This is a genomic window from Aurantimonas sp. E1-2-R+4, from assembly GCF_036549515.1.
Classification (GTDB): domain Bacteria; phylum Pseudomonadota; class Alphaproteobacteria; order Rhizobiales; family Rhizobiaceae; genus Aurantimonas; species Aurantimonas coralicida_A.
The window spans coordinates 40,228-54,040 of sequence record NZ_JAZHLK010000017.1 but is presented as its reverse complement, the minus strand read 5'-3'; the positions used below and the strand labels follow the sequence as shown (position 1 = coordinate 54,040).

Below are 13,813 nucleotides of genomic sequence, written 5' to 3'. Positions count from 1 at the left end.
CGAAATGACACCGGTCGACCGCGAGACAGAGCGGAAGCGACGCAATCTGAGACCCCTGGCACGGCTGGTTCCCTATCTGAAGCGTTACAAGGGCAAGGTCGCCGGCGCGGTGTTCTTCCTCGCGATGGCCGCGCTGACGACCCTGTCGCTGCCGCTGGCCGTGCGGCGCGTGATCGACAAGGGCTTCTCGGCATCAGACACCGCCTTCATCGATACTTATTTCAGCATGCTCCTGGTGCTCGCCGCCCTCCTCGCCGTGGCCAGCGCCGGCCGCTATTACTTCGTCATCACGCTGGGCGAACGGGTCGTCGCGGACCTTCGCAAGGACCTCTTTGCCCATGTGACGCGGCTGTCGCCCAGCTTCTACGATCAGGCGCTGACCGGCGAAATCATCTCGCGGCTGACCGCCGATACGACGCAGATCAAATCCGCCGTCGGCTCCACCGCGTCGCTCGCCTTGCGCAATGTCATCCTTTTCTTCGGCGCCGTGACGATGATGATCGTGACGAGCCCCGGCCTGTCGCTGATCGTGATCGGCGCGATCCCGCTGATCGTGTTGCCGCTCGTCGCCTTTGGCCGCTCGGTCCGCCGGCGCTCGCGCCTCGCTCAGGACACGCTCGCCAACGCCACCGCCTATGCCACGGAGGCGATCGGCGCCGTGCGCACCGTCCAGGCCTTCACCAGCGAGGCGGCGACGAGCGGTCGGTTCTCCTCGGCCGTCGACCGGGCCTTCGAAGCTGCGCGTTCCTCGATCAAGGCACGCGCCTTTCTCACCGCCTTCGCGATCTTCCTGATCTTCGCCTCGGTCGTCGCGGTCCTGTGGATCGGCGCCCAGCAGGTGGCGGAAGGGACCATGAGTGGCGGCACGCTCGGCCAGTTCCTGCTCTATGCCGTCTTCGCCGCCGGCGCGCTCGGCCAGCTGTCGGAGGTCTGGGGCGAACTCGCCCAGGCCGCCGGCGCTGCCGAGCGCCTGACCGAACTGCTCGGCGAGGAGGCGGCGGTGCAGTCGCTCAGCGATCCGGTCGCGCTGCCGGTCCCGGCGCGCGGCGAAGTCGTGTTCGAGCGCGTCAGCTTCGCCTATCCGAGCCGTCCGGGCGTTTCGACCGTCCACGACCTGTCCTTCACGATCCGGCATGGCGAGACCGTTGCCATCGTCGGCCCGTCGGGCGCCGGAAAATCGACGATCTTCTCGCTGATCGAACGCTTCTACGATCCGGATGCCGGACGGATTCTCATCGACGGCGTGGATGCGCGGCAAGCCGATCTCGAGCATCTGCGCCAGCGCATCGCGCTCGTGCCGCAGGACGTGACGATTTTCGCCGCGAGCGCGGCGGACAATATCGGCTTTGGCGACCCGGACGCCTCCGAGGATCGAATCAGAGCGGCCGCGAAATCGGCGCTGGCCGACGGCTTCATCGAGGCGATGGAGGACGGTTATCGCACGACCATCGGCGAGCGCGGCATCACTCTGTCGGGCGGCCAGCGCCAGCGCATCGCGATCGCCCGGGCGATCCTGCGCGATGCACCGATTCTGCTACTGGACGAAGCCACCTCGGCGCTCGACGCGGAAAGCGAGAAGCTCGTGCAAAAGGCGCTGGAAAAGCTGATGGAGGGGCGCACGACGCTCGTCATCGCCCACCGCCTTGCCACCGTCCTCAAGGCCGACCGTATTCTGGTACTCGACGGCGGGCGGGTCGTCGAGGAAGGCACCCATGCCTCGCTGATTGCCAAGAACGGAATCTATGCCCGCCTCGCCCGCCTGCAATTTGAGGCCGGTCATGCCGGGACGCTGCTCGGCGCAGCGGAGTAGCGAAGGCGGGCCGAGCGGTGCCCGTCTATTCGACCGCCGGCATCGTCGCCGTGACCTCGATCGCCGAATACCAGGCGGCGAGGTCCGCGATGTCCTCGTCGCTGAGGCCCTGGGCGATGATCGACATCTGCTGGTGCTGGCGCGCGCCGGACCGGAAGGCTTTCAGCTGTTCGGTGATATAGAAAACATTCGTCCCGGCCAGATTGGGCGCATTCGGCGCCTTAGCGATGCCGTCGAGCCCATGACACGTCGCGCACATGCCGGCCTTGTCCTTACCGGCTGCCAGTTCCCCCGCCTGCCCAGGCAGGACGAAGCTCGCCAGAAAAAGTGGCACCGAGAGGATCCAGGTCACGGTATTGATCATGGGGAATTCCGGGAAAAGGGCGCGAAAAATTTATCCAGGCGCCTCAATTGAAAACGATATCGTAGCGACGTCCTCGTCGCATAGCTCGCGGGGCGGAACGTGCGCCCTCCACGCAAGTTCCCGGGCGGCCTGACGACCGCCCGGTTTTCAAGTCGGCATTCCCTACTTCTCGTAGGAGATGCGATAGAGCGCGCCAGCCAGATCGTCGGAGACCAGCAGCGATCCGTCCTTCATCACCTCCACGTCGACGGGCCGGCCGATATATTCGCCGCTCGGCGTCAGCCAGCCTTCCGCGAAGGCTTCCGTTTCCCCGGCTGTGCCGTCATCGTTGACCGGAGTGAACATGACGCGCGCGCCCACCGGTTCGGTGCGGTTCCATGAGCCATGCTGAGCCGAGAAGATGCCGCCCCGATACTGACGCGGGAAGCTTGTACCAGTGTAGAAGTCCATGCCGAGGTCGGCGGCATGCGCGACCATCTCGACTTCCGGCATGACCGCGTCGGTCGGCAACTCGGCATCCTTGTACTCGTTGGTGCGCGCACTGCCGCCGCCATAGATGGGGAAGCCGAAATTCTGACCCGATCCCGTGCTGCGGTTCAGCTCGCCGGGAGGAATGTCGTCCCCCATGCCGTCGACCTGATTGTCGGTGAACCAGAGATCGCCATTTGCCGGGTTGAACTGCATACCGACGGAATTGCGAATACCGGTGGCATAAACCTCACGGCCCGAGCCGTCTCGGTTCATGCGGATGATCCCCCCAATGCCCTCGCGCTGATAGAGATCCGCCTTTTCCGGCGGCGGCACGTTGAATGGCTGCCCGAGCGCTATGTAGAGCTTGTCGTCCGGGCCGATCCGGCAGACACGGGCGGTGTGGTTGAACGACTCTTCCGATGTCGGAACCAGCTTGCCCTGTTCCACCACGATTCCGACGGCGACATCCGGGCTTTCATAGAAGAACTCGGCGGCCGGCAGCACCAGCACCCGGTTCTGCTCGGCGATGTAAAGGAATCCGTCCTTGGAGAAGCAGACGCCATTGGGAATGGTAAAATCGATCGACGGGGCGAACTCCTTGACCTCGTCGGCGACGCGGTTCTTGTCGCGATCGGTGACCACCCAGACGTTCTGCTTGCGCGTGCCCACGAAGGTGGCAACGCCCTGCGACCCGATGGCGATGTGCCGCGCATCCGGCACGACCGCATAGAGTTCGATCTTGAACCCGTCCGGTAGTTTGACGCTCTCGAGATTCTTGCGCAGCTGATCCGCGTATTCGCCGGTCTGTTCGATGGTCTGGAAATCCATCGAGGTGCCGGTCGACTGCATTCCCTGGAGTTTTTCCATATTGTCGTCGGTCTGTGCCACGGCGTGCGTGGCAGCAATCAGGCCGAGCGCGGCCACGCTACTGAGTAGTAGACGTTTCATATTTTTCCTCCCAGCCGCGCTTGATGCGCGGTCGTCAAGAAGGGGTGCCCTTCCCTTCGAGGAAAGGCTCGCATGGCTGCGGCGGCATCGTCAATCGTTACACTTGTAACGACAGCGGCTCGGGGCAGTCGCCCCTTCTGGGACACGGCGGAGTCTGTGCGCGGCGTTCTAGCGCTCGGTGAGCTTCAGCTCAATTCGGCGGTTGCGGTCACGCGCCTCGGGCGTGTCGTCGGTGTCGAGCGGCTGGAACTCGCCGAAGCCGGTCGCTGCCAGACGCTCTGGCGGCACGCCCTGGCTGATCAGATATTTCACCACGGCTCCGGCCCGCTCGGTCGAGAGTTCCCAATTGTCCTCGAAGCGCCCGCCGGTAATGGGAATATTGTCGGTGTGTCCATCGACGCGGAGGATCCAGTTGATGTCGGAAGGAATCTCGCGCGCCAGCTCCTTGATCGCCGTGGCGAGCTTGGCCATCTCCTCGGTGCCGGCCGGCTGCAACACGTCCGAGCCTGAGGGAAACAACACCTCCGACTGGAAAACGAAACGGTCGCCGACGATGCGGATATTCTCGCGGTCCGACAGGATCTCCCGCAGCCGCCCGAAGAAATCCGAACGATAACGTGACAATTCCTGCACCCGCTGCGCCAATGCCACGTTGAGACGGCGGCCGAGATCGGCGATCTTGGTTCGGCTTTCCTGATCACGGCTCTCCGACGCGCCGAGCGCGTTCTCCAAGGCCGCAATCTGCTGGCGCAGGGCCGACAATTGCTGATTGAGCAATTCGACTTGCGATCGCGCTCGCTGGGAGAACTGCTGTTCGTCGTCGAGGGCCGATTGCAGACCCTCGACTTCGGCGCTTGCCGCCGCAGCCGAACCGGAGTCCGATTCCAGCGCACGTTGCAGCCGGCTCTTTTCCGTTTCCGTGGAGGACAGCGAGGCGCGCAGCGTCGCGATCTGATCCTGATAGTCCTGCCCGGTCGAGCGTTCGAGCGCCAAGAGCTGCGTCAGTTCATTGATCTGCGTGTTCAGCCGGTCGAGCACTTCGTCCTTGCCCGAGATTTCGCGGCTGAGCAGAAACTGCACCAGTACGAAGACGGAGAGCAGGAACATGATCGCCAAAAGCAACGTCGACAGCGCGTCGACGAAGCCCGGCCAATAATCGACGGTGCGTTCGCTCCTGCGGTTACGCGCCAGCGCCATCGCTCAGCGGTCCTTGCTCATGTCGCCGATCTGGCGGGAAAGACGGTCGAGCACCTGGCGCAACTCGCGCTGCTCGCCGGCTTGCGTCTCGACGAAATCGCGCAAGAGCTGCTGCTCGCTGCGCATGTGCGTGACCAACCCCTGAATGCTTTCGGCGAGATTGGCCATGGCGGCGCTGGTGCGCGGGCTGGCGCCCTGGTCGTGGACGAGCTTGGTGACTTGATCCGACAGGACCCGCAATTGCTCGCCTTGGGCGGGACTCTGGCCAGCATGCGGCGCCAGGACCATGTCCGACCCGACGTCGGTCACCGACGAGAGCCAGTTCTCCAGCTCGGTGTAGAAGCGGTTCTGGGCGCGGCCGATCTGCAGGTCGAGGAAACCGAGGATGAGCGACCCGGACAGACCGAACAGCGATGAGGAAAATGCCGTCCCCATGCCGGACAGCGGAGCCGCGAGACCGGCTTTCAGCGAGTCGAGGACACTCGCCGTATCGCCGGCGCCGGGGTCCAGCCCCTGGATCGTCGCGCCGATCGATCCGATCGTGCGCAACAGGCCCCAGAATGTTCCCAGCAGGCCCAGGAAGACCAGCAGGCCGATCAGGTAACGGGCGATGTCACGGGTCTCGTCGAGGCGAGTCGCGATCGAATCGAGGATCGAGCGCATCGAATGGGTCGACAGCGAGATCGATCGCCGCCGACCGAGCAGCCCGCGCATCGGCGCCAACAGCACCGGGTCCTTCAGCGTCTCGAAATCCGCCGCGCCCTCGCGATAGGCGTTGACCCAGCGCACTTCCCGCGCGAGACGCAGGACCTGCAGCATCGCCAGAAAGATACCGACGGCGAGGACGCCGATGATCAGCCCGTTGAGGCCGGGATTGGTGGCGAAGGCCGAGGAAATCTGGCGGCTGAGGATCGCCGCGACAAACCCGGCGAGTGCCAGGAACACGAGCATCGACCACAAGAAAACCATGGGACTCGAAAGCCGATTCGGGTCAAAATCGTCCGGTCTTACCGTCTTGTCGTTCGGCGAACTGAAGACCTGCATTACGTTCCAATCAACTCCTGCGGCAGTTGGCACGGCCACCGGCCTCGACCGCTTCCGCGAGCCGGCCCGGGCGCCTCGTCCCTCTGCCCCGCGTCCTCGTGAGTCGACCGGTTCGCATTCCGGCCAGATCCCTGAAGCAGGATAAGGAATAATACGGCACTTTCAAACGTCCGCGACGGTTACCGGAACGCCTTTGAATTAATTCATCGTTAAACTGGCGCGGCTGAGTTGGTCATGACCGCCTGGCGTTTTGCCTCCGCCTGCTGCAACTGGTCGATCAGAGCCTTGTGCATGAACTCGTTGCCGCAAACGATGTCGCCGGCGATGTGGTCGAACTTCTTGCCATCCATGCCGGTGACGAACCCACCGGCTTCGCGGACCAGGATCGCCCCCGCCGAGAGATCCCACGGCTTGAGCGTCCGCTCCCAGAAGCCGTCGAGGCGGCCGGCCGCCACATAGGCGATGTCGAGGGACGCAGCGCCGATCCGCCGGATGCCGGCGGTCTCCGATATGATCTGCCGCAATTCGTAGAGGAAGCCGGCATGATCGCCGCGCCCGAGGAACGGAATTCCGGTGCCGAACAAGGCGTCCGGCAGTCGCTGGCGCCCTGCCACCCGCAAACGCCGGTCGTTGAGAAACGCCCCACCGCCCTTTTCCGCCGTATAGAGCTCGTCCATCGCCGGGTTGAACACGACGCCTGCGACGATCTGGCCGTCACGCTCCAGAGCGATGGAGACGGCGAACATCGGGATGCCATGCAGGAAATTGGTGGTGCCGTCGAGCGGGTCGACGATCCAGCGGTGCTGGGGGTCCTTGCCCTCGATGACGCCGCGCTCCTCCATCAGGAAGCCCCAGTCCGGACGGGAACGAGACAGCTCCTGGTAGACGATCTCCTCCGCCCGGCGGTCGGCATTGGAGACGAAGTCCGCCGGCCCTTTCATGGACACCTGGAGATTCTGCACCTCGCCAAAGTCGCGGGTCAGGGCTCGGCCGGCCTTCATGGCAGCCTGCGTCATCACATTGAGAAGCGCGGAACGGGCCATTGGTTGCTTTCGTCAGATGCGGCGTGGCCGCCGGAGCGGCGTCAGGCGTCGGGTATGAGTGCCGCCAAACATGGTGTCATTCGGTATCTTGGGACGTGCGCCGCAGCGCAGTCCCAAAGTCGAGCGCCTCAGTCGGCGCGGCGCAGATAGGTGATTTCGTTCGTGTCGACCAGAATTTTCTCGCCGGAATCGATGAACGGCGGCACCATCACCCGCATACCGTTTTCCATCACAGCCGGCTTATAGGACGAGGTGGCCGTCTGACCCTTCACCACCGGGTCGGCCTCGATGATCGACAGCACGACCTGATCGGGCAGCTTGATGCCAATCGGCTTCTCCTCGTGGCTTTCGACGGTCACCATCATGCCGTCCTGGAGGAAGGCCGCCCGCTCGCCGACGAACTCCTTCTGCAACTCCAGTTGCTCGTAGGTTTCGGTGTCCATGAACACCAGCATCTCGCCTTCGGCATAGAGGAACTGATAGTCCTTCTGCTCCAGGCGCACCCGCTCGACGGTCTCGGAAGCCCGGAAGCGTTCGTTCAGCTTGGTGCCGTCGATGAGATTCTTGAGCTCCACCTGGGCAAAGGCACCGCCCTTGCCCGGCTTGACATGGGCGGTTTTGACAGCCGCCCACAGGCCGCCATTGTGCTCGATCACATTGCCCGGGCGAATTTCGTTTCCGTTGATCTTCATCGAAGCTCTCGAAGGTTTCGGCGCCGGCGGCGGGAGGTCCGAGCGTGGCGGCGTCAGTGATTGGCGAGATGGTCGACAGCAACGCCGCGAGGGCGTCGGACGATAAATAGGTGCGCTGTATCTGCCGGTTGGCGCTCAAGACCATAAATCCCCGATCCATTCAAGCCTCGACGCGCCGCCGGTCGGCCCCGAACGCCGCTCAAGGCGGCCGGCCGTCGCGATCCGACGTCAGCTCAAGCGAAAGCGGTTTGCCGCTTCGAGGGCAGATTTTTGCGTCGCAGGATCGAGGCCACGAAAGAAATCGTCGAGAACCGGGTCGGTGTTCTCCACCCGCTTGGCCAGGACCGACCATTTGGCCGCCTCCATCCGGTCAGGCGCGGTGCCGATGCCGTCCTTGTAAAGATGCGCGATGCGATTGATGGCGATGGGATTGCCGCGCAGGGCGGCACGCTTGAGAAACTGGAACCCGTCCTCGAGCTTGGCGGGGCCGCCTTTGCCGTTGACCAGCCAGATACCGTATTCCACCTGGGCGGTATCTTGGCCGTTGATGGCCGCGGCCTTCAGCCATGCGCGCGCCTTGATGGGGTCGGCCGGAACCCCTCGCCCGTATACATAAAGCTGAGCCATGGCATATTGCGCGTCGGCGACGCCTGCATGGGCTGCCTTGGCGAAATAGTCCTTCGCCTCCTGGAAGCCCGCGGTCGGAGCCGCTTCGATCAGCATTTGCCCGTAATTGTACTGCGCGAGCGGCAAGCCTTCGTCGGCCGCCGCCTTCATCAGATCGCGGGCCTTGGCGACATCAGGGGCCACCACCGTACCGTCCAGCAACATCATCGCGTAGCGGAACTGCCCCTCCGGGCTGCCCGACGCGGCGGCGGCCTCGTACCAGCGCGCCGCCTCCTTCAGGTTCTGGGCGACTCCCAGACCACGGGAATAGATTTCTCCGAGCAGCGTCTGGGCCGCGGAATCGCCGAGATTGGCGATCGGCTCGGCAAGCTTCAGCGCCGACAGATAAAAGCCGCGCTGGAAGGCGCCATAGGCCAATTCGCTTTTCGAGGGCGCCGCGCCATCGTCCGCCCCATTTGCCGCGCCGGATTCCGACGCGGCGTCCGAAGGCGCCGGCAGATCTGTGCCACTCGCGCCATCGAGCACCGAGCCTGACGTGTCGGCGTCCGTTGCTGCTTCCTCAGCGCTGGGCCCGGCCGCCAAGGCTCCGGACAAGCTGCCGAGAACCAGGGCCAGGGCTGCGACGAGTCGGATCGGCGGGCGAAAAGACCACGGCATTAGGCTGCCTCGCTCTCCATCCAGCTATCGATGATCGCGTTCGCCCGCGCGACCATGGCGCCGGCCTCCTGCGGTTTGTCGAACACCGCCCCGGAAAGCGCGATGAATTCGACCCCCGTGTCCGCCGCGGCGCTTACGCTGTCCACACTCCGGCCCGCCATGACGATACAGGGAAGCTCGACGATCTCGGCCCACCATTCCGCCATTTCCAGGTTCTTTTCATGCGGCGGATCGGCGACGTCGCCACCGAAGCGACCGAAAAACAGATAATCCGGCAAACGCTCACCGGCTTCCAGAGCGTCATGCCGGGTCTCGAAACCGGAAGCGCCGACGATCAGTTTCGGCGAATATCGCTCCATCGCTTCGTCCAGGGCTCGAAGATCGCCCGCGCTCAGATGGATGCCATCGGCTCCGACCCGGCCCGCGCAACGGCTGTCGTCGGCGATGATGGCAGCCGCTCCAGCTGCCTGAATCACCGGCACCAGGCCCTCGGCGAAGAGCTGGAACGAGGCGGAGTCGCGTCCGGCGGAGTCGATGATGACGGAGGCGACATCACCGCCCGCGAGCGCCGCGCGCATTGCCGCTTCCGCGCCGGCATCGCCAAGCGCGGTGGTCAAGAGGACAAGTCTCGGACGGATAACAAGGTCGACGGTCATGGAATGGTTCTGGCGATCCGATTTCGGCGACGGCAGCCCGTCTTCCCGGCCCTTCTAGCAAATTGACCGGGGGCAGCGAAACCTTCGATGTTAGATAAACGCAGAGACCAAGGGGCGGCCCGCGCGAACCGAACCGGTGCCTTCAGCCGGTCGCATCACCCACGTGAAGAAAACATCCCGGTCCTTGCCCATGCCAGACGGTCATCAGCAGGGACCGGAAGCGAATTCCGTGAGATGCCGTGATCAGTAAAACGAATCATCCGGGGCCGCGAACTCGGCGCTGAGACCAGCAGCCTTGGCCCGGTTGATCAGGGCACCGACCCGCATGGCGCAGGCGCATTCTCGCGCCTCTATCGCCTCTTCGCCCAAACCCCAGCGATCGAAGTCCCTGCCCAGTTTCCACAGGCCGTCCGCCCGCAATTCAAACTGCCCGGCAAGATCGCCCAACGCCTCCGCGCGGGTGCGCAATTCCATCTGCATCCCCAACTCCCTCTCAGGCGTTCCGAATAACACAGCATGGTGAACAGAGGGTCGCACGGGCATGATTTTGCGGTGGATAAGCTGGATTATCTCTCCCCGCCAAAGCCTTACCTTCCGGGGTTCAAAAACGACGCCAGCGGCCCGACGACCCCGCGATCGAAATCCATCTCCGAACTCCGAATTCATTGCGTCGGGCGCGAAGACTGCGGCGGTCTTAACCACTTGTTAACATAGCGGTGGCCCGTCACGGCGCTTCGTGCAAATGTAAAGTCGAACGTGAAAGCACGTCGCGAGATTAGTAGTCGGAGAGAGTATCATGGCGACAAATGCGGTGGACGAATTCAACGCAGGCATCAGTGACATATTGCGCAGCAAGCCTATCAAGGGATCAGCGGGAGAAATCGATCGCAACGTCCCGAGCGCTCCCATGCCCGTCACGCAAGGCACTGCGGTGCAAAACACCGCGCCGCAAGGTGCGTCGGACACGACTGCGCGTCTGCCCCGTCGCATCGCAGGTGGCTTTCAGGGCGTGGGCGACGACTTGGATCGCCGGGCCCGCGACTGGAGGAATACGGTCCGCCTCTTGGAGCAGCAGCGGCCCCAGCTTGAATCTGCCGAAACGGAACATGCCAGGCTGCACGAGGCTCTTGCCCGGATCGTCCCGGAGGTTCAGGAAAACGGCCGCGCGTTGAAAGCGTTGCTGGACACGACGAAGACCGGCGATATTTCGGGCGACCTGGCGACTCAGTTCAACAAGAACCTGAACTCGCTGGATGAACTCGAAAGCGTCGCCGAAGCGCTGACCGCGAATCTGGTCTGGGTCCGCTCGACCTGGGAGCAGTATGCCCGGACCATCATCAAGGCGCAGAGAATGCGCGAGGATCTCAAGCAGGGCGGCGCGGAACACTAGATCGCGGTGACGTCGGATCGAGTCGATCCGACGTCATGAAAGTGATCGGTTCCAGTCGGGGAGCGCCGACCGGCAGCATTCCGAAGCAGGATCAAGACATCGCAGCGGCCTCCCGTCGAAGGACGGGAGGCCGCTTTCGTTCAGCGCAATTGACCGGACCGCCTTCCCAGAGCATCGGACGATAATAGGGACGCAGTTCTATTACTCGGTTCGCCGAGACGATCCCCGTGGAGCATGGCGACGAGTGTAGCGGCGCTACGGTCGAGCCGGCCGACAGTTCGAGGGTCAGCGGGAATCCGGTTTTTGGTCCGATGCTCAATCAAAGTGGTAGAGCATCCTTTGCGCGTCCGAATGGCCGAACGGCGCACGAAGACCGGTTGAGCGCAACGTGATCACAGACCCTATCTTTTACCTCGCCGCCATTCCCGCGGTTCTGCTCATCGGCTTGTCGAAGGGCGGCTTCGGCGGCTCCATATCGCTGGTCGGCGTCCCGCTGATGGCGATGATCATCTCACCGGTCGCCGCTGCCGGCATTCTCCTGCCGATCATGGTCGTCATGGATGCCATCAGCCTCTACGCCTGGCGCGGCAGGTTCGATCGCACCCTGCTCCTCTCCATGCTGCCGGCTGCGATCGGCGGAGTTGGCCTTGGCTATCTGACAGCCGCGTTCGTCTCGGCCGACGGCGTTCGGCTTCTTCTCGGGCTCCTGGCCCTGTGGTTCGCCGCCGACTGGTTTTTCCGTTCGCGCCACAGAAGCGAGTCGAAGGAAAGCCGCCCGCTCCGGGCAAATGTCTGGGGCGCCATCAGCGGCTTTTCGAGCTTCGTCAGCCATGCGGGCGGCCCGCCGTATCAGATCTACGTATTGCCCTTGCGGCTCTCGCCGCAGATCTATGCCGGCACGTCGGCGGTGTTTTTCGCCGGCGTCAACGCGGTCAAGCTGCTGCCCTATTCCCTGTTGGGGCAGTTTTCGACCGGCAATCTCATGACCTCCGCCGTGCTTTTGCCGCTCGCCCCGGTGGCAACGCTCATTGGCGTCTGGCTCGTCCGCAAGGTCGATCCCGCCGCGTTCTACATTTTCACCTATGCCCTGCTCGTTCCGGTGGGCCTCAAGCTCGTTTTCGACGGCGCCGCCGCTATGCTCCCCTGATCCTTGCTTGCCGTGACGCAGGGCGCGCGATCTTCTATAGCTCATGCGCTGGCGCGTCGACGAACCGCGCCGACTGGGGAGGACCGATGGGCATTTACGACGAGCATCTCGACCGCAACGCGGCGAATTATCAACCGCTGACGCCGCTGACCTTTCTGTCGCGCGCGGCGCTGATCCATCCCGACCGGACCGCCATCATTCACGGATCGCTGCGCCGCAGCTACGGCGATTTCTATCGCCGCTCCAGGCAGCTCGCCTCGGCGATCGAAAAGCGCGGCATCAAGCGGGGCGAGACCGTGGCCGTCATGCTGGCCAACACGCCGCCGATGCTCGAAGCCCATCACGGCGTGCCGATGGCCGGCGCCGTGCTTCTGTCGATCAACACCCGGCTCGACGCCGATATCATCGCCTTCCTGCTGGAACACGCGGAAGCCAAGATGGTCATCGTCGACCGCGAGTTTTCCGGCGTCATGGCGCAGGCGCTGGCCAAGGCGAACCTCACGCCGATCGTCATCGACTACGACGACCCCGACTTTGCCGAGGATGCACCCGCCAAGAAGGGCGACGCGATCGGAACGATCGAATACGAAGCGCTCGTGGCCGAGGGCGATCCCGACTATGATTGGCAAATGCCCGGCGACGAATGGGACGCCATCTCGCTGAACTACACCTCGGGCACCACCGGCAATCCGAAAGGCGTCGTCTATCACCATCGCGGCGCCGCGCTGATGGGCTATTCCAACGTCATCGCCTCGGGCATGGGCCGGCATCCGGTCTATCTGTGGACGCTGCCGATGTTCCACTGCAACGGCTGGTGCTTTCCTTGGACCTTGGCCGTCGAGGCAGGCACCCATGTCTGCCTGCGCTGGGTACGGGCGAAGGCCATGTATGACGCCATCGCTGATCATCGTGTCACCCATCTGTGCGGCGCGCCCGTGGTCATGGCGATCCTGATCGACGCGGCGGAGGCGGACAAGCGCCCCTTCGACCAGACAGTCACCTTCAACACCGCCGCCGCCCCGCCGCCGCAGGCCGTGCTGGCCGGCATGCGAGACGCCGGCTTCGAGGTGACGCATCTCTACGGACTGACCGAGACCTATGGCCCTGCGGTGGTCAACCAGTGGAAGGACGAATGGGACGCGCTCGACGGGCCCGCCCGCGCCGCCCAGACCGCGCGACAGGGGGTTCGCTACCCCTCGCTGGAGGACCTCGCGGTGATGGACTCCCGGACCATGGAGCGGACCCCGTCGGACGGCGAGACGATCGGCGAGGTGATGTTTCGCGGCAATATCGTCATGCGCGGCTACCTCAAGAACCCGGCCGCTTCCGCAGAAGCGTTTCGTGGCGGCTGGTTCCACTCGGGCGATCTCGGCGTCCTGCACGAAGATGGCTACATCGAACTGAAGGACCGGGCCAAGGACATCATCATCTCGGGCGGCGAGAACATCTCCTCGATCGAGGTGGAGAACGCCCTCTACTTGCATCCGGCGGTCCAGACCGCCGCGGTAATCGCCAAGCCCGACGACAAATGGGGCGAGACCCCACTGGCCTTCGTCGAGCTCAAGCCCGGGCAGAGCGTCTCGGCCGAAGACCTGATCGCCCACTGCCGCGCGACGTTGGCGAGATTCAAATGTCCGAAGGAGATCAGGTTCGAGGAGGTGCCGAAGACCTCGACCGGCAAGATTCAGAAATACGTCCTGCGCAAGATGGTGGGCTGACGACCGTCGTCGCAGGCCGAACGCACAAAACCGGGCGCGCTGAACAGCG

13 protein-coding genes are annotated in these 13,813 nt (G+C 63.9%); 4 read left to right on the top strand and 9 right to left on the bottom strand.

Features of this window, described 5'->3' with window-relative positions; translation table 11 throughout:
• The first annotated feature begins 4 nt into the window (after window positions 1–4).
• On the top strand, window positions 5–1,810 hold the full coding sequence (locus tag VQ045_RS09945; RefSeq protein ID WP_327625209.1) for an ABC transporter transmembrane domain-containing protein: 1,806 nt from the start codon (window positions 5–7) through the stop codon (window positions 1,808–1,810).
• Between the two features lie 25 nt (window positions 1,811–1,835).
• Here the strand turns inward: VQ045_RS09945 and VQ045_RS09940 are convergent, their stop codons facing one another.
• From VQ045_RS09940 to VQ045_RS09900, 9 genes are all read right to left on the bottom strand, one after another.
• Window positions 1,836–2,174 carry a c-type cytochrome gene (locus VQ045_RS09940; protein ID WP_327625186.1) on the bottom strand — a complete coding sequence of 113 codons (339 nt, stop codon included), beginning with the start codon at window positions 2,172–2,174 and terminating at the stop codon, window positions 1,836–1,838.
• Window positions 2,175–2,336: 162 nt separating this feature from the next.
• Window positions 2,337–3,593: a PQQ-dependent sugar dehydrogenase gene (locus VQ045_RS09935; RefSeq protein WP_331829979.1), complete on the bottom strand. Its 1,257-nt coding sequence runs from the start codon at window positions 3,591–3,593 to the stop codon at window positions 2,337–2,339.
• A gap of 168 nt (window positions 3,594–3,761) precedes the next feature.
• A complete protein-coding gene (locus VQ045_RS09930; protein WP_327625188.1) occupies window positions 3,762–4,790 on the bottom strand; it encodes a peptidoglycan -binding protein in 1,029 nt (342 codons plus the stop codon).
• A gap of 3 nt (window positions 4,791–4,793) precedes the next feature.
• Window positions 4,794–5,834: a flagellar motor protein MotA gene (locus VQ045_RS09925; protein WP_331829978.1), complete on the bottom strand. Its 1,041-nt coding sequence runs from the start codon at window positions 5,832–5,834 to the stop codon at window positions 4,794–4,796.
• Between the two features lie 209 nt (window positions 5,835–6,043).
• Entirely contained in the window at window positions 6,044–6,877 is an 834-nt protein-coding gene (locus VQ045_RS09920) for an inositol monophosphatase family protein (RefSeq protein ID WP_327625190.1), read from the bottom strand.
• 128 nt (window positions 6,878–7,005) lie between these two features.
• Window positions 7,006–7,569: an elongation factor P gene (gene efp, locus VQ045_RS09915; RefSeq protein WP_327625191.1), complete on the bottom strand. Its 564-nt coding sequence runs from the start codon at window positions 7,567–7,569 to the stop codon at window positions 7,006–7,008.
• 228 nt (window positions 7,570–7,797) lie between these two features.
• On the bottom strand, window positions 7,798–8,853 hold the full coding sequence (locus tag VQ045_RS09910; RefSeq protein WP_331829977.1) for a tetratricopeptide repeat protein: 1,056 nt from the start codon (window positions 8,851–8,853) through the stop codon (window positions 7,798–7,800).
• Window positions 8,853–9,509: a thiamine phosphate synthase gene (locus tag VQ045_RS09905; protein ID WP_331829976.1), complete on the bottom strand. Its 657-nt coding sequence runs from the start codon at window positions 9,507–9,509 to the stop codon at window positions 8,853–8,855. Before VQ045_RS09905 ends, VQ045_RS09910 begins: the two co-directional genes overlap by 1 nt.
• 243 nt (window positions 9,510–9,752) lie before the next feature.
• Window positions 9,753–9,983, bottom strand: coding sequence for a hypothetical protein (locus tag VQ045_RS09900; protein WP_331829975.1), 231 nt, complete (start codon window positions 9,981–9,983; stop codon window positions 9,753–9,755).
• A 322-nt stretch (window positions 9,984–10,305) separates the two neighbouring features.
• Here VQ045_RS09900 and VQ045_RS09895 point away from each other — a divergent pair, with 322 nt between their 5' ends.
• The 3 genes from VQ045_RS09895 to VQ045_RS09885 all read left to right on the top strand — a co-directional run bounded on the left by VQ045_RS09895 (window position 10,306) and on the right by VQ045_RS09885 (window position 13,764).
• The gene (locus VQ045_RS09895; protein WP_331829974.1) at window positions 10,306–10,899 is read left to right on the top strand and encodes a hypothetical protein; all 594 of its coding nucleotides are present in this window, start codon (window positions 10,306–10,308) and stop codon (window positions 10,897–10,899) included.
• A gap of 388 nt (window positions 10,900–11,287) precedes the next feature.
• Window positions 11,288–12,046: a sulfite exporter TauE/SafE family protein gene (locus VQ045_RS09890; RefSeq protein WP_331829973.1), complete on the top strand. Its 759-nt coding sequence runs from the start codon at window positions 11,288–11,290 to the stop codon at window positions 12,044–12,046.
• 86 nt (window positions 12,047–12,132) lie between these two features.
• Window positions 12,133–13,764 carry an acyl-CoA synthetase gene (locus VQ045_RS09885; protein ID WP_331829972.1) on the top strand — a complete coding sequence of 544 codons (1,632 nt, stop codon included), beginning with the start codon at window positions 12,133–12,135 and terminating at the stop codon, window positions 13,762–13,764.
• The last annotated feature ends 49 nt before the right edge of the window (window positions 13,765–13,813 follow it).